Source organism: Polynucleobacter sphagniphilus, from assembly GCF_029892205.1.
GTDB lineage: Bacteria > Pseudomonadota > Gammaproteobacteria > Burkholderiales > Burkholderiaceae > Polynucleobacter > Polynucleobacter sphagniphilus.
Genome location: NZ_JARXVX010000001.1, coordinates 156,393 through 176,782, shown reverse-complemented (window position 1 = coordinate 176,782; position 20,390 = coordinate 156,393). Strand labels below are relative to the sequence as shown.

General features: G+C 46.6%; 17 protein-coding genes and 1 pseudogene. 2 read left to right on the top strand and 16 right to left on the bottom strand.

From position 1 onward, the window contains the following. Positions 1-15: 15 nt before the first annotated feature. Positions 16-936: a histone deacetylase family protein gene (locus tag M2125_RS00940; protein WP_280742354.1), complete on the bottom strand. Its 921-nt coding sequence runs from the start codon at positions 934-936 to the stop codon at positions 16-18. An 81-nt stretch (positions 937-1,017) separates the two neighbouring features. Between M2125_RS00940 and mltB the strand changes: the two genes are divergently transcribed. Beyond that, the gene (gene mltB / locus M2125_RS00935; RefSeq protein ID WP_280742353.1) at positions 1,018-2,247 is read left to right on the top strand and encodes a lytic murein transglycosylase B; all 1,230 of its coding nucleotides are present in this window, start codon (positions 1,018-1,020) and stop codon (positions 2,245-2,247) included. Between the two features lie 24 nt (positions 2,248-2,271). On the opposite strand, the gene cysM is transcribed toward mltB, so the two are convergent. From cysM to gyrA, 15 genes and pseudogenes are all read right to left on the bottom strand, one after another. Continuing rightward, on the bottom strand, positions 2,272-3,183 hold the full coding sequence (gene cysM, locus M2125_RS00930; protein WP_280741695.1) for a cysteine synthase CysM: 912 nt from the start codon (positions 3,181-3,183) through the stop codon (positions 2,272-2,274). 41 nt (positions 3,184-3,224) lie between these two features. Then, complete coding sequence (locus M2125_RS00925; protein ID WP_277540256.1) at positions 3,225-3,653, bottom strand: ComEA family DNA-binding protein; 429 nt, start codon at positions 3,651-3,653, stop codon at positions 3,225-3,227. A gap of 97 nt (positions 3,654-3,750) precedes the next feature. Further along, complete coding sequence (gene rfaD, locus M2125_RS00920; protein ID WP_076022805.1) at positions 3,751-4,770, bottom strand: ADP-glyceromanno-heptose 6-epimerase; 1,020 nt, start codon at positions 4,768-4,770, stop codon at positions 3,751-3,753. After that, positions 4,767-5,696, bottom strand: coding sequence for a D-glycero-beta-D-manno-heptose-7-phosphate kinase (rfaE1, locus tag M2125_RS00915; RefSeq protein ID WP_076022804.1), 930 nt, complete (start codon positions 5,694-5,696; stop codon positions 4,767-4,769). Before rfaE1 ends, rfaD begins: the two co-directional genes overlap by 4 nt. 27 nt (positions 5,697-5,723) lie before the next feature. Continuing rightward, on the bottom strand, positions 5,724-7,088 hold the full coding sequence (locus M2125_RS00910; protein ID WP_280741693.1) for a UDP-glucose dehydrogenase family protein: 1,365 nt from the start codon (positions 7,086-7,088) through the stop codon (positions 5,724-5,726). Positions 7,089-7,157: 69 nt separating this feature from the next. Beyond that, positions 7,158-8,369: a lipopolysaccharide assembly protein LapB gene (lapB, locus tag M2125_RS00905; protein WP_076022802.1), complete on the bottom strand. Its 1,212-nt coding sequence runs from the start codon at positions 8,367-8,369 to the stop codon at positions 7,158-7,160. A gap of 66 nt (positions 8,370-8,435) precedes the next feature. Beyond that, positions 8,436-8,774 (bottom strand): annotated as a pseudogene (locus M2125_RS00900) (integration host factor subunit beta); the annotation flags it as partial. 51 nt (positions 8,775-8,825) lie between these two features. Continuing rightward, positions 8,826-10,499, bottom strand: coding sequence for a 30S ribosomal protein S1 (gene rpsA / locus M2125_RS00895; RefSeq protein ID WP_076022800.1), 1,674 nt, complete (start codon positions 10,497-10,499; stop codon positions 8,826-8,828). 122 nt (positions 10,500-10,621) lie between these two features. Further along, entirely contained in the window at positions 10,622-11,290 is a 669-nt protein-coding gene (gene cmk, locus M2125_RS00890) for a (d)CMP kinase (protein ID WP_280742352.1), read from the bottom strand. Between the two features lie 5 nt (positions 11,291-11,295). After that, positions 11,296-12,624 (bottom strand): 3-phosphoshikimate 1-carboxyvinyltransferase, encoded by a 1,329-nt coding sequence (gene aroA, locus M2125_RS00885; protein ID WP_076022798.1) that lies wholly within the window; start codon positions 12,622-12,624, stop codon positions 11,296-11,298. Next, on the bottom strand, positions 12,624-13,505 hold the full coding sequence (locus M2125_RS00880) for a prephenate dehydrogenase (protein WP_280742351.1): 882 nt from the start codon (positions 13,503-13,505) through the stop codon (positions 12,624-12,626). Before M2125_RS00880 ends, aroA begins: the two co-directional genes overlap by 1 nt. A 7-nt stretch (positions 13,506-13,512) precedes the next feature. Further along, positions 13,513-14,637 carry a histidinol-phosphate transaminase gene (hisC, locus tag M2125_RS00875; RefSeq protein WP_076022796.1) on the bottom strand — a complete coding sequence of 375 codons (1,125 nt, stop codon included), beginning with the start codon at positions 14,635-14,637 and terminating at the stop codon, positions 13,513-13,515. Positions 14,638-14,663: 26 nt separating this feature from the next. Further along, positions 14,664-15,746, bottom strand: a complete 1,083-nt coding sequence (gene pheA / locus M2125_RS00870) for a prephenate dehydratase (RefSeq protein WP_076022795.1) — start codon at positions 15,744-15,746, stop codon at positions 14,664-14,666. Then, a complete protein-coding gene (serC, locus tag M2125_RS00865; protein WP_280741692.1) occupies positions 15,746-16,843 on the bottom strand; it encodes a 3-phosphoserine/phosphohydroxythreonine transaminase in 1,098 nt (365 codons plus the stop codon). The genes pheA and serC overlap by 1 nt, the downstream gene beginning before the upstream one ends. A gap of 31 nt (positions 16,844-16,874) precedes the next feature. Further along, on the bottom strand, positions 16,875-19,589 hold the full coding sequence (gyrA, locus tag M2125_RS00860; protein ID WP_076022793.1) for a DNA gyrase subunit A: 2,715 nt from the start codon (positions 19,587-19,589) through the stop codon (positions 16,875-16,877). 158 nt (positions 19,590-19,747) lie between these two features. Between gyrA and ompA the strand changes: the two genes are divergently transcribed. Next, positions 19,748-20,320 carry an outer membrane protein OmpA gene (ompA, locus tag M2125_RS00855; RefSeq protein ID WP_280742350.1) on the top strand — a complete coding sequence of 191 codons (573 nt, stop codon included), beginning with the start codon at positions 19,748-19,750 and terminating at the stop codon, positions 20,318-20,320. Positions 20,321-20,390: the final 70 nt, after the last annotated feature.

Here is a 20,390-nt window from a genome sequence, read left to right as displayed (position 1 = left end):
GTCTTTGTTTTGTTCTTATAGGTCGGCCAAAGCCTTAATATGCGCAACTACACTACGCCCTAATGCGGATAAGTTGTAACCACCCTCCAAGCAACTCACAATGCGGCCTTGGGCAAACTCGTCAGCCACCTCTTTGAGCCGTTTAGTGATCCAAGCATAGTCATCTTCTACTAAACCCATTTGCCCCAAATCATCTTCACGATGAGCATCAAAGCCAGCAGAAATCATGATGAGCTCAGGTTCAAAGTTTCTTAATGCTGGCAACCATCGTTCTTCAACAATTGAGCGCACTACATCGCCGCGTGTTGATGCTGGTAAAGGTACATTAACCATATTCTTGCTGCCATCCAGACCGCTATATGGATAAAAGGGGTGCTGGAAAAAACTACACATCAAAATATGGGGATCGTTAAAAAAAGCGGCTTCGGTACCATTACCATGGTGTACATCAAAGTCAATAATGGCGACACGCTCGATGCCATAAGTTTCAATTGCATAGCGAGCAGCTACCGCCACACTATCAAAAATACAAAAGCCCATGGAACGATCTGGCTCGGCATGATGACCAGGAGGTCTTACTGCACAGAAAATATTTTCAACCTCTCCCTTCATTACCGCATCGACCCCTGCAATTGCAGCGCCAGCAGCGCGTAACGCCACCCTCAATGTATGGGGGTTCATAATCGTGTCACCATCAATCATGGCGTAACCGCTTTCTGGTGAGCGCTCTTTAACGAAGGCGACATGCTCTGGAGTATGTACCAACTCAATTTGCTCTTCAGTGGCCAATGGCGCCTCTAAATGCTGCAGGAAGCCATCGATCCCACTTCGAATCAATTGATCATTGATTGCCTGAATCCGCTCTGGACATTCTGGATGGTGACTACCCATCTCGTGCTTTAAGAAATCTGAATGAGTTATGTATCCTGTTGCCATAAAGCAAAACCCCTAATATCAAAATTACTGTTTTTATAATCTAATAGATGATTACTTCATCATCATTGGCTGCGACTTGCTATGAAATTCCGCTTCATTACATTTATTTTTATTCTCTTATTGAACGCCTGTTCTAGCACACCCACACAGCAAACCACCAAGTCTGAGACCATTCCAAATCTAGCAGATGATGCAGCCAGCGAGGCACGCTTTAGCCAGAACCTGGAGTCACTATTAGTTCAGGTGGCACAAACCCAAGAAATTCCTCTAAATACCCTGCAATCTGCTTTTCTAGATGCTAAAACGATTCCCTCAATACGCAAATTGGTATTACCCCCATCCAGCACATTCAAAAAGAACTGGCTTTCCTATCGCAAGCGCTTTGTGGAACCCGTCCGACTGAAGGCTGGTAGGGCATTCTGGGAGCAAAATGAGGCCTTTTTAAGCAAAACCGAACAAGAAACCGGGGTGCCAGCTCAAATCATTGTTGCCATCATTGGAATCGAGACCATTTATGGTCGCCAGATGGGCAATTTTAGGGTGAAGGATGTATTGGCTACCCTAGCATTTAGTTATCCAGATACACCCAATAAATCAAGTAGAGAGCAATTATTTAAAGATCAATTAAAAGAGTTGATTTTGATGTGCTGGAATGATGCGGGCGGCAAACTACCCTCTCAAAATAGCAATTTGGGAGTCAATAAGGTTCAACTAAATGCCTGTTTAAATCAAAATAGCTCTTATGCAGGCGCTATTGGTCTACCGCAATTTATGCCTAGCAGCATTCGTACTTACGCTGTAGATGGTGATGGCGACGGCCATATTGATTTACGACAAAATCCTAAGGATGCCATTGCGAGCGTAGCCAACTTTCTAAAAGCCCAAGGCTGGCAAGCGGACATGCCAATTTATTTCCCGGTTCAAGAAGCAGGCATTGCTCAAGCCAAAGCGCTAGCTGATGGTGAGCCCCTCCTGAAATACACCGTGCAAGACCTCATTAGCAAGGGCATCCTCAAGCCTAGCCAGGGGGACCTTCAGCAAGGAGGTGTTGCCCCGCAAAGTAAAGCATTCATTATCGATCTTCCTTACCCTGATAAAGATGGAAATGATCAAGCGCAATATTTTGTGGGTTTAAATAACTTCTTAGCCATTGTGCAATACAACCGCAGTTACTTTTACGCACAAAGTGTTGCTGAATTTGCAGAAGCTTTGGGATATAAAAATCAAAGTGCTGTTCCAGTAATTGAGCCGGCTAAATCCACATCGAAAAAATCGTCCACTAAGAAAAAGCCTAAGCAGAGTCAGAATTAAATCCACTCTGAGCTAAGCTAACAATTAGGCTGGAAAGACGCCTGTCGACAGGTAACGATCGCCACGATCGCACACAATAAAGGCGATAGTCGCGTTTTCAACTTGCCTTGCCACTCGCAAAGCAACAACCAATGCACCTCCGGCAGAGATACCGCAAAAGATACCCTCCTCAGCCGCTAGTCGGCGCGCCATCTCTTCTGCGTCTGCCTGTGTAACGTACTCAATGCGGTCAACCCGATCGCCTTGATAGATCTTAGGTAAATATTCAGGCGCCCACTTCCTTATACCCGGAATCTGCGAACCCGCTTCTGGTTGCGCTCCGATAATCTGGATAGCAGGATTCATCGACTTCAAATAGGTAGACACGCCTGTGATAGTGCCGGTAGTGCCCATCGCAGAAATGAAGTGGGTAATCTGTCCATCTGTATCACGCCAAAGCTCTGGACCAGTGGTTTCAATATGAGCGCGCGGATTATCTGGATTAGCAAACTGGTCCAGCAATTTTCCACGACCTTCTTTTTGCAATTGCAAGGCATAGTCTCTAGCAAACTCCATGCCGCCAGATGCTGCAGTCAGAATTAATTCAGCACCATAAGCGGCCATACTTTGGCGACGCTCAATACTCTGATTCTCCGGCATCACCAATACCATCTTATAACCAAGCATCGCAGCAGTCATGGCCAATGCGATGCCTGTATTGCCACTGGTCGCCTCTATAAGAGTATCGCCAGGTTTAATTTCACCGCGCTCTTGCGCACGCAAAATCATCGACAGCGCAGGTCGGTCCTTCACCGACCCGGCTGGATTATTACCCTCTAACTTACCCAATAACACATTATTTCGAATATCGTTTTCCGCACCTGGAATGCGCTGTAAACGAACGAGCGGAGTATTGCCCACTGTTTGTGAAATGGTTAAGTATGAAGGTCTGCTCATTAAGTCATTTTAGCCATAAGTTCCCATCAATACGAACAGGCTTAATTTCTGCGAGATGAGCTTGTACGATCCGCGTTATTGCGAGAGCCAGCTTGATTGCGTGAACCACGTCTATTAGAGCCAGCCGCTTCCTTGCCAGTTCTGCCGTTTGGTTCACGAAACGCGCTAGGAGCCTCAATGGTTAAGCCGTTATCAACCATCTTTTCTACTGACTTCATCCCAATGCCGCGCACCCGCTTTTGTAAATCATTGGCATCTTGAAAATGACCCCCATCCAAACGTTCAGCAATAATCGTTTTTGCTTTTGATGGGCCGATCCCCTTGATACTTTCAAGCTCAGACTGTGTTGCTGTGTTGACATTGACAGGTGCGGCTATAGCCCCATTTAATGAAGTAAATGCGAGCGTACCGGACACTGCAAGTAACCTTACTAAACCAATTAGCTTATCTAAATTCTGATATGTAGTCATCGAATCTCCATTGATTAATAAAAAATCCATGGGCACACAGTGCACATGGATCATTTACAACGGAGAACTAAAGCAGGTGTTGACTAGATAGGGGTACCTAAAGCGGATTGGCCAGAAAATCAGCATTAGCTGATAGCCACTCAATGTATTTACCTACACCCTGCTCTACATTTAAGAAGGGCTCGGTATACCCAGCAGAACGAAGCTGAGTTAAATCTGCTTGCGTAAAGCATTGATATTTTCCTTTGAGTGCATCCGGAAATGGAATGTACTCAATGGCTTTTTCTTTCACTAACTCTTGTAGGGTTGCTGGTTGCGCTTGATCAAGCTTGCGCATCGCATTGGCCACCGCGTGCGCAACATCATTAAAGGGTTGCGCACGGCCACTACCCAAATTAAATATGCCACTAATTTCAGGGTGATCCAAGAAGAAGAGATTTACTTTTACAACGTCTTCGACTGAGACAAAGTCACGACTTTGCTCGCCCGGACCATAGCCACCATATTCACCAAAGAGTTTGACCTGGCCATTGGCTTTGTATTGATGATATTGGTGGAAAGCAACTGATGCCATCCGGCCTTTGTGTGACTCACGTGGACCATAGACATTGAAGTAACGAAAACCCACTACTTGAGCGCTCGTGGCCTTTTCTGCAAAACGCTTGCGCATGACTTGATCAAATAAAAACTTAGAATAGCCATAGATGTTCAATGGCTTCTCATGCTCACGACTTTCCACAAATACATCAGAGCCACCATAAGTAGCAGCGGAAGAAGCGTATAGCAATTGAACCTTTTGCTCAGTACTGATATCGAGTAAATCCATGGTGTAGCGATAGTTGTTCGCCATCATAAAAATACCGTCAGTCTCCATGGTGTCAGAGCAAGCTCCCTCATGAAAGACTGCCCTGATTTTGCCAAGACGCCCACTTCTAAAAGCTTCTAAAAACTCATCTTTATCCAGGTAATCAATGATGTCTAAATCAGCAAGGTTGCGATACTTATCAGCCGGACGTAAATCATCTACGGCAATAATATTTTTCTCGCCACGTGCGTTGAGGGCCTGAACGATATTTGCACCAATAAAACCGGCTGCGCCAGTGACAATGATGGTCATTGCAATTCCTCTGCTGTTACGGTTGCGGTTCCTAATTTACCAACGACAATACCACCAGCTCGATTGGCCAGCGCCATTGCTTTCTCTAGAGGCCATTGAGACGCCAATGCTACTGCAAGCGTGGCAATCACAGTATCTCCAGCACCAGAAACATCAAATACCTCGCGCGCTTGCGCTTTAACATGCGTCACACCTGAATCGGTATAGAGACTCATCCCTTCTTCTGAACGAGTCAGCAATAAGGCCTGTAGGTTGAGCGATTTTCTCAATGCTTGCGCTTTCTGCGTTAAATCTTCCTCACTAGTCCACTGACCTACCACTTGTCGTAACTCGCTACGATTAGGGGTTAAGACCGTGGCACCACGATACTTCTCGTAGTCTTCACCCTTGGGATCAACCAGAATCACTTTGTTTTGGCTTCTTGCTTGTTCAATCATGAGAGCAACTTGACCTAAGGCACCTTTGCCATAGTCTGACAAGATCACTACATCGGCATCACCTAATGATTTTTCAAAACGCTCTAATTTATGAGCTAAAGCTGCCTCACTAGGAGTTTCTTCAAAATCCAAACGAATCAGTTGCTGTTGGCGTGCAATGACACGCAACTTCACTATCGTGGGAACCTTTGCATCGATCTCGAGTTGACTATCAACACCACTAGACCCCAGTAAATCGGTAACACGACGGCCTGACTCATCATCTCCAATAACGCCAAGAATAGTTGTTTTAGCACCTAAAGCAGCTACGTTACGGGCCACGTTTGCAGCGCCACCTAAACGCTCATCAATCTTGCCGACTTGAACTACTGGAACTGGGGCTTCTGGTGAGATCCGGTTAGTGTCGCCAAACCAGTAACGATCGAGCATGACATCGCCCACTACCAGTAAGCGGGTCTTTGAAAACTGTTCTCGGTTTGCTTTTTCCACAGGGCTACTTTTCAAATATAAATTGGTTTAATTATGACGCCCAATGCCGTGGTACTCAATACCAACTTCGCGCATGGCGCTTGGCTCATATAAATTACGGCCATCAAAAATGATCGCTCGTTTGAGCTTTTGCATGAGAAGATCAAAATCAGGACTGCGGAAGGCTTTCCATTCCGTCACGATCACTAGGGCATCACAGCCATCTAAGGCCGCCATATGGTCTTGTACCATTGCGACTTTTTTAAGACCCTCAGGATTGTCTTTGAAGTCAATCTCAAAACAATGCTTTGCTTCTTCCATGGCAACTGGGTCATAGCTTACTACTTGGGCGCCACGCTTAACAAGCTCACGAATAATGACTCTGCTTGGCGCTTCGCGCATATCGTCCGTATTTGGTTTAAACGCCAGACCCCAAATCGCAAATTTCATATTGGTCAGATCGCTACCAAAACGCTTTTCGATTTTCTCCACCAGAATCATTTTTTGCGTTTCATTTACCGATTCAACCGCTTCCAGAATCTTCAGATCCCTGCCATATTCCATGGCTGTTTTAGATAGTGCAGATACATCTTTTGGAAAGCATGAACCGCCATAGCCAGTTCCAGAGTACAGGAAGCCATAGCCAATGCGTGAGTCTGAACCAATCCCTTGGCGTACCGCTTCAATATCAGCCCCCACCAGATCGGCTAGGTTGGCAAGTTCATTCATGAAAGAGATGCGGGTAGCCAACATCGCATTGGCTGCATACTTTGTGAGCTCAGCACTTTTGACATCCATGTAATAGGTTCGCTCATGATGGCGATTAAATGGGGCGTAGAGTTTACGCATTTGCTCTTTAGCCCGCAGGCCTGCCGGATCACTTGATGTGCCAATCACAATCCGATCGGGACGCATGAAGTCATCGACTGCTGCACCCTCTTTCAAAAACTCGGGGTTCGAGACGACTGAACAGAGTTCTGGGGAGAGATCGCGCATGCTTAATTCTTTAATGATGGCTTCTGCCACCTTATCAGCAGTGCCGACCGGTACAGTTGATTTATCAACAATTACTTTGGCAGTGGTCATGTGGCGCCCAATATTGCGCGCTGCAGCTACGACATATTGCAAATCAGCAGAGCCATCCTCATCTGGAGGAGTACCAACAGCAATAAATTGAATATCTCCGTGGACAACAGAAGCAGCGATATCGGTAGAAAACTGCAGGCGCCCTGCTGCGCGATTGCGGTCAATCATTTCTTTTAAGCCAGGCTCGTAAATTGGTACGCCACCCGAATTGAGAATCTCAATTTTTTTAGGGTCCAAGTCCAGGCAAAAAACGGAATTGCCTTGCTCAGCAAGACAAGCTCCTGTTACAAGCCCTACATAACCACTGCCGATGATTGTGACTTTCACTTAGCTTCGCCTATTTTTTGTTTTTAATCGCATTATTAAACCCTCAATCTATGACGGTTTAGTTAATGATCACATCGAAGGCCCACTTGGAAGTGCGCCTTCGCTACGCCTTGGGGATGATGCCTCCCAATGATTACATCCAGGACACTGCCAATAAAAACGTCTTGCACGGAAACCGCAGTTCCCACAGGTATAACGGGCCAGGCTAGTTGTGCGCTGCTTTAATAATCCGAGGGCCGCCTGTATTTCGGATATTTTTTCGGGCGTGCCACTACTCTCAGCGAGTGCCAAACGAACCTCTGCCAATTTTGATAGAGCGCTTAGTGACGGGGAATATTGCATTACCTCGACTAACAGCTGATCGGCGGCTTGAGGGCCGCGAATCTTAGTAACGTACTTCTGTACGATATCCAGCAACTCACCTGAAGCCTGGGTTTTGAGCAACTCACACAAACGATTGAGCCCCAACTCTTGACGACCTAAGGCTACATGAGCAGTCATCCAGCGATCTGCCAACAGATGCATATAAGAGGGATGCATTTGCGCAACCAACTCCCAGGCTGCAATAGCTTGGTTTGGGTGATTTAATGCAACCTGATAATCTCCCTGCAAAATCAGTGCGCGCGCATGATTTGGTACAGCTTGGAGAGCCAATTCAATAGAACGAGCAGCTTTGGGTAAATCATTGCGACGCAAGGCATCCTGGCCCATTTCACAATTGAATTGTGCAATCTCAATTTGATGCGACTTACCCTGCAAAGCCTCTAACTTAGTTGCAGCTGAAATTGCCATTTCCCAATCACGCTCGACTTGATACATCTCCAGCAAGCTCTCTTTGGCGGGAGCGGCATATTTACCCTCACCCACTTGATTTAAAGAAGCCTCGGCACGGTCTAAAAGTCCTGCACGCAGAAAATCACGACCTAACTCATAGGCAGCTTGATCCCGATCGCGCGGCTTTAAATCATCCCGATTGGCTAAGTGTTGGTGAACCCGTATGGCGCGCTCGGTTTCACCACGACGTCGAAATAAATTACCGAGGGCAAAGTGCAATTCAATCGTCTCTGGATCGAGTTGAGCAATTTTGACCAGAGCCTCAATCGCTTGATCGGGTTGCTCATTGAGCAAAAGACTAAGACCCTTAAAGGTGGACCGCTGCTGACGCATGCGCTCACGCTCATCCATGCGATTTTCAAGACGCAAATCCCAACGGGATGCCAACCAACCAATACCAAACATAATTGGAAGAAGTAATAACCAGGAGGTGGCTATCTGAATCATGATGTACAGAAATTAAATAAAAAAATGGCCCGCTTGGACCACTGCTGATGTGCTATTTGACTAGGCACCAGAACCCTCTTTAGGGCCCGCTGGTTTTAGCGGTTTGTAATCCACACGCTCACGCAATTCTTTGCCTGGCTTAAAGTGTGGCACTCGCTTTTCTGGAATCAAAACTTTCTCACCAGACTTTGGATTACGTCCAGCACGAGCAGGACGATGATGCAATACAAAACTACCAACACCGCGTAACTCAATACGCTTACCTTCAGCTAAAGCATGCGTCATTGTGTCTAGCAATGTTTTGACCGCCAACTCCACGTCCCTAGGCAGCAGCTGGGGAAACTGTTCCGCCAGGCTCTCCACTAGTTCGGAGCGGGTGATTGCTTGTTGCTCTTGATCTGACATGATCTATCAATTAAAACCGCCGCTCACCTAGTGGTAAGCGGCGATATTGATTTAGCCTTGATTGTCCAATTTCGCTTTCAACAAAGCGCCCAAATTGGTAGTGCCGGACTGCGCATCACCTTGGAGCTTGCTCATAGCGTCTTGTTGATCAGAGCTGTCTTTTGCTTTAATTGAAAGATTGATGGCACGTGACTTACGATCAATATTAATGATCATTGCAGTTACGCTATCGCCTTCTTTCAATACATTGCGTGCATCTTCAACGCGATCGGTTGAGATCTCAGAAGCACGCAAGTAAGCCTCTACTTCGTCAGCCAAATGAATGGTTGCACCTTTAGCATCAACAGCTTTCACAGTGCCAGTGACAAGGCTGCCCTTGTCACTTACAGATGTGTAGTTATTGAATGGGTCACCAGACAATTGCTTGATACCAAGAGAGATACGCTCCTTCTCAACATCAATTGCCAATACGGTGGCTTCAACTTCGTCACCTTTTTTGTATTTCTTAACAGCCTCTTCGCCTGGCTCATTCCATGAGAGGTCTGAGAGGTGAACCAAACCATCGATACCACCAGGCAAGCCAATGAACACACCAAAGTCAGTAATAGACTTGATGGCGCCACTTAACTTATCGCCTTTTTGTTGGGCACGTGAGAACTCTTCCCATGGATTTGCTTTGCACTGCTTGATGCCTAAGCTAATACGACGCTTATCTTCATCAATATCCAGAACCATAACTTCAACTTCAGTTCCCAATGCAGTTGCTTTACTTGGGGCAACGTTCTTGTTGGTCCAGTCCATTTCAGAAACGTGTACCAAGCCTTCGATACCGCTTTCGATTTCAACGAATGCACCGTAGTCAGTCAAGTTGGTTACTTTGCCGAATAAACGGGTATTTGGTGGGTAACGACGAGCGATACCAACCCATGGATCATCACCAAGTTGCTTCACACCGAGTGAAACGCGATTCTTATCTTGGTCGAACTTCAAAATCTTTGCAGTTACTTCTTGACCAACAGTCAACATCTCGCTTGGGTGACGCACACGACGCCATGCCAAATCGGTAATGTGCAAGAGACCATCGATACCGCCGAGATCAACGAATGCGCCGTAGTCAGTAATGTTCTTAACGATACCTTGAACAACGCTACCTTCTTTGAGGTTAGACATCAACTTAGCGCGCTCTTCACCTTGGCTAGCTTCAACCACAGCACGGCGTGACAACACAACGTTATTACGCTTACGATCAAGCTTAATAACTTTGAACTCCATTGTCTTACCTTCGTAAGGGCTGGTGTCTTTAATAGGACGTGTATCAACGAGTGATCCAGGCAAGAATGCACGGATACCGTTAACCATCACAGTCAAGCCGCCTTTAACCTTACCAGTAACAGTACCAGTAACGATTTCAGCTTGCTCGAGAGCTTTTTCCAAATTCATCCATGATGCCAAGCGTTTAGCTTTATCACGAGAGAGGATAGTATCGCCATAGCCGTTCTCAAGAGCGTCAATAGCAACAGAAACGAAATCGCCAGGGCTCACTTCAATTTCGCCAGCGTCGTTATGGAATTCTTCAACAGGAATAAACGCTTCGGACTTCAGGCCAGCGTTAACAACGACGAAGTTATGGTCGATGCGAAGAACTTCAGCCGAAATAACTTGGCCGGTCTTCATATTCGATCGGGTTAATGATTCTTCAAATAATTCTGCAAATGATTCAGACATGTATATTCACTTTGTGCCGCCAGAAGGCCTGACGGGTTAGGTTAAAAAAGCCCTAAGAAACACGCTAAATTGATAATCGCGTTGTGGGGTTTCTTAAGACACCAAAACTACTACTTACAAAATCAGGCAATCGCGGATTGATACCAATCTAGAACTGTCTTCACTGCTTGCTCAATCGATAAATATGACGTTTCAAGCACTTTTGCACCATCTGCAACTAACAAAGGCGCTGTTCCTCGACTACTGTCTCTGGCATCGCGCTCCTGCAAATCCTGCAGCAAGTCCTCTAGTTTAGCAGGAATTCCCTTAGCTATCAATTGCTTATAGCGTCGTTCGGCCCTAGCAGTTGCTGTTGCAGTCAGAAAAACCTTTAAAACCGCATCGGGGAAGATAACACTCGCCATATCCCTGCCATCAGCAACCAAGCCAGGAATCTGCCTAAATCGATGCTGTAAACCGACCAAAGCTTGCCGCACTTCTGGATAAATAGCGATTGCGGAGGCTTTTAAGCCAATACTTTCAGTACGAATAACATCTGTTACCACCTCGCCATTCAGAATAATTTGCCCTTTTTCGAAGGAAATCTGTAAATTTTGGGCTAAAACACCTAATTTAGGGGCATTTTTAGGGTCAATTGCTTGTTTTTCACTTGCAAGAGCCACCAATCGATAGAGCGCACCACTGTCCAAGTAATGAAAACCGAGTTTTTCGGCAACGATAGCTGCAACCGTGCCTTTGCCTGATGCAGTGGGTCCATCAATAGCAATAACAGGTATCTGGGGCACATTCATTTGCTTTAAGAGACGATTGCCGCAAATTCGCCGAAGTAGGTCGGGAACGTTTTTGCCACACAATTTGGATCGTTGATTTTCAGAGCATGAGGACCAAAGGCGGCAAGTGAGAAACACATTGCCATGCGATGGTCATCGTAAGTATCAATTCCCTCTGGAGGTGACTGCCAATCAGAGCGGCTCTTGGGTGCTTCCACGACGATGTAATCGGCACCCTCTTCCACATGGGCGCCAATTTTCTTTAACTCCTTAGCCATTGCAGCTATGCGATCCGTCTCTTTGACGCGCCAACTTGCAATGCCATTCAAGCGGGTTGGCCCATCAGCAAACAAAGCAGCCACCGCCAAAGTCATCGCTGCATCTGGGATCTCAGTGCAATCAATCGTGATGCCATTTAATCTTCCACTGACATTCTTGACGCCGGACACCTCAATCCAATCTTCGCCAGCAGTGATCCTAGCCCCCATCATCACCAGCGCGTCTGCAAAAGCGACATCGCCTTGAATACTGTCACTACCCACCCCTAAGACACGAACGGGGCCATCACCAATTGCACCCAAGGCCAAGAAGTACGAAGCCGAAGAGGCATCCCCCTCAACTAGCAAACTGCCTGGGCTGACATAAACTGACTCAGAAGTCTTGGCTGGAATAATGAAAGACTGAGCATCGGGGCAGTCGACTGCAACTCCAAAGCGCGCCATTAATTTCAATGTGATTTCAATGTAAGGACGAGAAATCAACTCACCAATGACTTGAATGCGAACCGGGTCTTTTGCTACCAAAGGGAGTGCCATCAGTAGTGCAGTTAAAAATTGACTTGATACATCGCCACGCACTTTTACAACATCATTGATTTGAATATGAGCTGCGTTAATCTGGATTGGCGGATACCCATCCTCTAGCTCATAAGCGATATCTGCGCCTACCTGACGTAAACCATCGACCAAATCACGAATAGGTCGCTCATGCATACGGGCCACACCAGACAATCGATAGTTGCCACCCTGCATTGCCAAAGCAGCTGTCAATGGGCGAATCGCCGTGCCTGCATTACCCATAAAGAGATCGGCAGAGCGCACCGGGAACTGGCCACCACAACCTTGCACAACACAAATATGATTTGCTTGATCCTCAACTGCAAGGCCAAGCTGACGCAATGCATTGCGCATCACCTGTGTGTCATCGGCATCTAAAAGATTCTTGAGGGTAGTTGTTCCCGAGGACAAGGCTGCCAGCAATAGTGCTCGATTGGAAATACTCTTGGAGCCAGGTAGATCAATTGAACCTTGCGCTCGTGTGAATGGACCAATCGTGATATCAGATAAAGCACCCATCAAAGCACATCCAAATCTTGGCGTGCTTTACTTGCCTTATTAAATAACTTCTCTAGACCAGCTCCATCATTATCAGAAATCAGCTTACGCAAATGGTTCACAATCAACAAATATTGATCTAACTCTTTCAAAATCGCAGTGCGATTACCCAAACAAATATCGCGCCACATTTCTGGACTAGAGGCTGCAATACGAGTGAAATCTTTAAAGCCAGCGCCCACATGGCCCAATTTTTGATCCGCATCTTCTGAGTTCACAACGCTAGCCATTAGCGCATAAGAAAGGATGTGCGGCAAATGCGACACGGCGGCATAAATTGCATCATGCTGTACGCTGCCAATCTTTTTCACATCAGATCCAACGGACTCCCAAAACCCTGCAATCAAATCGGTGTCTTGCGCTGAGTTTTCCTGCAAAGGACAAAGAATAGTTTGCTTCCCCTTAAAGAGATCGGCCTTAGCTGCAGCAGCTCCATGCTGAGCGCCACCAGCAATTGGGTGTGCAGGCACAAATTGACAGGCCTTCTTACCTAAAACCTCTTTTGCTGCCAATATCACGTCACCTTTAGTGCTACCAGCATCGGTAATCAGGGTGCGAGATTCAAGATAGGGTTCAATAACCTCAAAAGCAGAACGCATTTGCGCTACCGGCACACAGAGCACGATGACGTCGGATTGTTTGGCAGCCTGCACCAAATCAATAACCGCATCAATCGCACCTAACTTGAGCGCCTCATCCAAGTTTGACTTACTGCGACCAACTCCATAGACCTTGGTAACAACACCAGCCTGCTTTAAACCCAAACCTAAGGAAGCGCCAATCAAACCTACGCCAACAATGGTGACGGTTCCGTAATTACTCGCAGAATGAATGATGGTCATAAGAAATTTACTTTTGCGCCAGAATATCTTTTAAGGCATCAATGAAAGCAGCATTTTCTTCAGGCAAACCAATCGATATACGCAGCCATTGCGGCAATCCATAGTTACCAACCGGGCGAACAATGATGCCACGCTTAAGTAAAGCCAAGTTAATGCGTGCACCAGCTTGATCGTCTTCACCAACCTGAACCAACACAAAATTTCCAGCCGATGGCAAGTAAGCAAGGTGCAACTCATCAAAAGCCTGGGTAAGTTGCGCGTAACCCGCACGATTAAGCTCAAAACCTTGCTGCAAAAATTCTGTATCTTGAAATGCTGCAATTGCAGCAGCTTGCGCAAGACTATTAACATTAAATGGCTGACGAATACGATTGAGTAAATCAGTCAATGCCGGCTGCGCTACACCATAACCAATGCGCAAACCCGCCAGACCATAAGCCTTAGAAAAACTACGCGACAAAATCATATTGGGAAAGCGCTTAACCCACGCAATCGCATCGTAGCGCTGTTCTGGAGTGAGGTATTCGTTATAAGCCTCATCCAAAACTACCAACACATCGGATGGCACCGCCAGTAAAAACGCCTCAATCTCTTTTGCAGTTAAGTAACTGCCAGTTGGATTATTGGGATTAGCCACAAATACTAATTTAGCCTTATCGCCTGATGCTTTGACTGCCGCTAACATGGCTGGCAAGTCATGGCCGTACATTGCTGTAGCAGCCACCTCAATTGCCTTCGCACCAACTGCTTGAGTAGCTAGGGGGTAGACCGCAAAAGCGTGTTTAGAGAAAATAACCTCATCGCCAGTTTGCGCAACCGCACGAGCAGCTAATTCCAAAATATCATTACTACCGTTGCCCAAGGTAATCCAATCGGTTGGAACACCCAAACGCGCAGCCAATACATTTTTTAATTCAAAGCCATTGGAATCGGGGTAACGACCTAAGTCACTCGCTGCCTTGAGCATGGCATCCTTGGCAGATTGGGGCATGCCCAAAGGATTTTCATTCGAAGCCAACTTTACAATCTTGCCTTCATCTAAACCGTACTCGCGCGCTACCTCGCTAATCGGGCGACCTCCTATATAAGGAGCAATCGCTTGAATGTGTTTTAAACCTAGTTTTGAAGTCATCGTCAATACATTACGTAAGAAAGCAATTAAGCAGCTGAACGCGGATAGGAGCCCAGTTTTTTATAAAAAGCAGCAATACTCTTTAGCTCATCCATTGCCTTCGCTACTTTTTCATCATCCGCATGACCTGCGATATCAATGTAAAAGTGATACTCCCACGTACCTTTACGCGCCGGACGGGATTCAAAGCGATTCATAGAGACGCCATGCTTGGCTAAAGGCGCTAACAAACTATGCACGGCGCCAGGCTGGTTATCAACCGATAACACCAAAGAGGTTTGATCATGTCCCGTAGCTTGGCAAGCGTAATTGCCAATCACAACAAAACGGGTACGGTTATGCGCATCATCCTGAATGCGCGAGGCTACAGCCTGTAATTCATAAGTAATTTGCGCTGGGTCGCCTGCAATTGCCGCAATGGCTGGATCAGCGGCGGCAAGGCGTGCTGCCTCAGCATTACTGCTAACTGCTTGGCGCTTTAATTGCGGTGCGTGCTGACTCAACCATTGCTGACACTGCGCTAGAGCCTGAGCATGCGCACATACAGTCGTAACACCGTCTAAATTACCACTCTTAGTTAACAAGTGATGGCAAATGGGCAAAACGATTTCACCACTAATTTGCATTGGAGAATCAAGCAGCAAATCCAAAGTGCGCGAGACCGCGCCTTCACTAGAATTTTCAACTGGGACTACGCCAAATTGCGCTGCGCCTTTTTCAACCGCCTTAAATACCTCATCTAGGCTCACGCAAGGCAATCCAACTATGGAATGACCGAAATAGGTTTGTGCAGCCTGCTCGGAAAATGTGCCAGCAGGCCCAAGGTAGGCGATTGTTTGGCGAGCCTCTAGTGCTCTACATGCAGACATCACTTCACGCCAAATCGCAGCGATACCATCAGGCAATAAAGGCCCTGGATTGATTGACTGCAGGCGAGAGACTACTTGACGCTCACGCTCAGGCCTAAAAACGGGAGAGGAAAATCCGCCTTTAACGTGCCCGACCTCTTGCGCCGCTTGCGCACGTTGTGTCAGCAATTCTAGAATTTGCGCATCTAAAGAATCAATTTTTTCGCGTAGTGGGGCTAAACGCTGTTCTTCATTACTCATTAAGCACGCCTCTCAAAGTCACGCATAAATTCAACTAGAGCCTGAACGCCTTCTAAGGGCATAGCGTTATAAATACTGGCACGCATTCCACCTACCGCCTTATGTCCGCGCAATGCAACCAAGCCAGCAGCATTAGACTGCGCCAAAAATGCAGCATTCAAATTTTCATCTTTTAAGAAAAAGGTCACATTCATTCTGGAACGGTATTCCTTGGCAATACGATTCTCATAAAGACTACTTTGATCAATGAAGTTGTAAAGCAAATTTGCTTTTTCTTGATTGATCTTTGCAATTGCTTTTACACCGCCCTTTTTGAGCAACCACTTGAATCCCAAGCCAGCCATGTAGATCGAAAAGGTGGGTGGGGTATTGAGCATGGATTGATTGGCTGATTGCTTAGACCAATCCCAGATCGATGGGGTGATTTTCATACTATGCCCAAGTAGATCTTTGCGTACGATGACAATCGTTACGCCAGATGGGCCAATATTTTTTTGCGCTCCACCAAACCAAACACCACCCTTAGTGACATCAATTTCTTTAGAAAGAATGCTACTTGAGACATCCACCACTAGGGGTTTGTTACCAACATCTGGTACATCAGAAAATTCAACGCCACCAATAGTTTCATTATCGCAGTAATGTACGTAAGCAGCGTCATCCGATAACTGCCAACCTGAACGTGGTGGCACGGTATTAAATTGCAAATCTGCCGATGTAGCAGCTAAATGTGCGACACCATATTTCTCAGCTTCTTTAAGAGATTTTTCAGACCAAATACCAGTAACTATGAAATCTGCTTTGGGGCCATTTTGACCCAATGCCATCAGGTTCATAGGTATAGCAGCATTTTGACCAATGCCCCCACCCTGCAAAAGCAAGATCTCATAAGAATCGGGGATATTCATTAAGGTACGCAGATCCGCCAGCGTCTCCTCATAGACCGCCATAAATTCTTTGCTGCGGTGGCTAATTTCCATCACGCTTGTGCCGAGCCCCCGCCAGTTCAGGAGTTCGTCAGCAGCTTGCTTTAAAACTTCACCGGGAACAGCTGAAGGCCCCGCAGCGAAGTTATAAATGCGGTTATCAAACGTCATGATGAATATGCTCGCCCTTTAGAAATGCCGATTAGGCATCACTCGCTTCACTAGGGCCAGTATCAGTCGCTGGATCAGCAGTCATATCGCCATCTTCACCGTCATCGATTTCGCTATCATCATCCGAATCGCTTTCAGCAATGCGCTGCAAGCCAGACAAACGAGTGCCTTCATCGACGTTGATCAGAGTAACACCCTGTGTAGCGCGACCCATTTCACGAATCTCCGATACACGAGTACGCACCAAAATTCCGCCAGTGGTAATCAACATAATTTGATCTTCGGGCGAAACCAAAGATGCAGCCACTACCTTGCCGTTACGCTCAGTTGTTTGGATTGCAATCATTCCTTTAGTGCCACGACCATGACGGGTGTATTCACCAATTGGCGTACGCTTGCCATAACCGTTTTCAGTTGCAGTTAATACACTACTTGGAATGGCGTTACCTGCAGCATCAACTGTATTGATCTCAGCACCTTCAGCCGCTTCAGCAGGAGCAACCAACATCGCAATCACCTGATGACCTTCACCCAAGTTCATACCGCGTACGCCGCGCGCAGTTCGACCCATCGGACGAACATCATTCTCATCAAAGCGAACAGCCTTACCTGCATCTGAAAACAACATCACATCGTGCTTACCATCGGTAATGGCTGCTCCAACCAAGAAATCATTCTCATTCAAATCGACCGCAATAATTCCAGCTTTGCGAGGATTTGAGAAATCAGACAAACGTGTTTTCTTAACCGTGCCTAGGCTGGTTGCCATAAAGACGTAATGATCGTCTTGGTAACCCTTAATCGGCAGGATCACTGTGATCTTTTCACCTTCAATCAGGGGGAACATATTGACAATAGGTTTGCCGCGAGAAGTACGGCTACCTTGTGGAACTTCCCACACCTTAAGCCAATACATCCGGCCGCGATCGGAGAAACACAAAATAATGTCATGCGTATTGGCAACGAATAAAGTTTCGATCCAATCTTCATTTTTGGTTGCCGCTGCTTGCTTGCCGCGACCACCACGCTTCTGTGCACGGTACTCACTCAGGGGCTGACTCTTCATATAGCCAGTATTCGATAGTGTTACTACCATGTCTTGCGGGGTGATCAAATCTTCAGTAAACAACTCAGTTGCATTCATCTCGATAAATGAACGACGACCACTATCACCTCCAGCAATACCAAACTCAGTCTGCACCTCTTTAAGCTCGCTCTCAATCACTTGAGTGACACGCTCTGGCTTGGCTAACAGATCGAGTAAGTCAGAAATTTCTGCCATCACATCTTTGTACTCATTCACAATCTTGTCTTGCTCAAGACCTGTCAGACGTTGCAAACGCATTTGCAAAATTTCTTGCGCCTGACTATCGGAGAGGCGATACAAGCCAGTAGTTTGCATACCGTATTCAGGCAATAAACCTTCTGGGCGATACGCGTTGCGACCGCCTGGGGTATCGGTCTCAGCACGTGCCAACATCTCGCGCACCATGGATGAATCCCATGCTTTACCCATTAAGTCTTGTTTGGCAATCACTGGATTTGCCGCCGCTTTAATAATGGCAATAAATTCATCAATGTTTGCCAGGGCAACCGCCAAACCTTCTAATACGTGGCCACGCTCACGCGCTTTACGTAATTCAAAAATAGTGCGACGTGTAACAACCTCACGACGATGCTGCAAGAAGTACTCGAGCATCTGTTTCAAATTGAGCAGGCGTGGCTGGTTATCCACCAAAGCCACCATATTCATGCCGAAGTTGTCTTGTAACTGGGTACTCTTGTACAAATTATTGAGCACAACCTCTGGCACTTCACCGCGCTTTAATTCAATCACAACGCGCATACCTGACTTATCTGATTCATCGCGCAAATCAGAGATGCCTTCGACCTTCTTCTCATTAACCAACTCAGCGATACGCTCGAGCAAATTCTTTTTATTGACCTGGTAAGGAAGCTCATCGACGATGATCGCCTGGCGAGATCCTTTGTCAATATCCTCAAAGTGAGTCTTGGCACGCATCACCACCCGGCCACGACCGGTGCGATAGCCCTCACGAACCCCCTGAACCCCATAAATAATCCCAGCAGTTGGGAAATCAGGCGCTGGGATGATCTCAATGAGCTCATCAATCGAACACTCAGGGTTATGCAACACGTGCAAACAGGCAGAAATAACCTCATCGAGGTTATGTGGCGGAATATTTGTCGCCATACCTACGGCAATACCAGAGCTACCGTTGATCAGTAAATTCGGCACTTTTGCCGGCAGAATCAGGGGTTCTTTCTCGCTACCGTCGTAATTGGGGCCAAAGTCGACTGTTTCTTTGTCCAAATCAGCTAAAAGCTCATGGGCAATCTTGCGTAGGCGGATCTCGGTATACCGCATTGCAGCGGCATTATCGCCGTCAACGGAGCCGAAGTTACCCTGCCCATCAACCAGCATATAGCGCAGAGAGAAATCCTGAGCCATACGAACAATCGTGTCATACACCGCAGAATCGCCATGTGGATGGTATTTACCGATCACATCGCCAACTATACGGGCAGATTTTTTGTAAGCGCGGTTCCAATCGTTGTTTAATTCATACATCGCGAATAAGACGCGTCGATGCACGGGTTTCAGGCCATCGCGTACGTCTGGCAGGGCTCTGCCGACGATGACGCTCATTGCGTAGTCCAAATAGGACCGCCGCATTTCGTCTTCGAGGGATATTGGTAGTGTTTCTTTAGCGGCTTGTTCCATTTAGAAATAATATCATTTTGATGACTGATAGCCCCTATGCTAAGATTCTGTCAGTTTGTACGAAATTGAGATGTGTCGCTTTGCGGTTTTTGCTTCAAAGTAGGGCGAATTACATTTAAGTTTGACTTTAATTAAAAAGAGATTTTTGAGGACTAAAAATGAACAAAACCCTAAAACTGTTGCTCGCTTCTGTTATTACCGTTTCTGCAACTGCAGCAATGGCTTCTGATAACTGGCAAAACGGCGATGGCCAATTGAACTGGAAAAATGGCGACGGCACATTATGCTGGCGTGATAACAACTGGACACCTGCAACTGCTGCTCAGGGTTGCGATGGATGGATCGGCCCTAAAGCTGCTCCTGCTGGCGTTAGCCAAAACAAGATCACTTTGCAAGCTGACACACTTTATGACTTCAACAAGTCTGATTTGAAGCCAGAAGGCAAAGCAACCTTGAACAAAATTGCTGCTGATTTGAAGAACATGAACTTGGAAGTAATCGTTGCTGTTGGTAACACTGACAGCGTTGGTACCGATGCTTACAACATGGCTTTGGGTATGCGTCGCGCACAATCTGTTAAGACTTATTTGACAGCTCAAGGTGTTGACGGTAGCCGCATCTACACAGAATCTAAAGGTAAGAGCAATCCAGTTGCAAGCAATGCAACTGCTGAAGGCCGCGCTAAGAACCGCCGTACTGACATCGAAGTTGTTGGTACACCTAAGCAGTAATTCGCGTCTCACTTAAAAAAGCCCGGTCATGCCGGGCTTTTTTATTTCCGCTATATTCGTAAGCATTCTC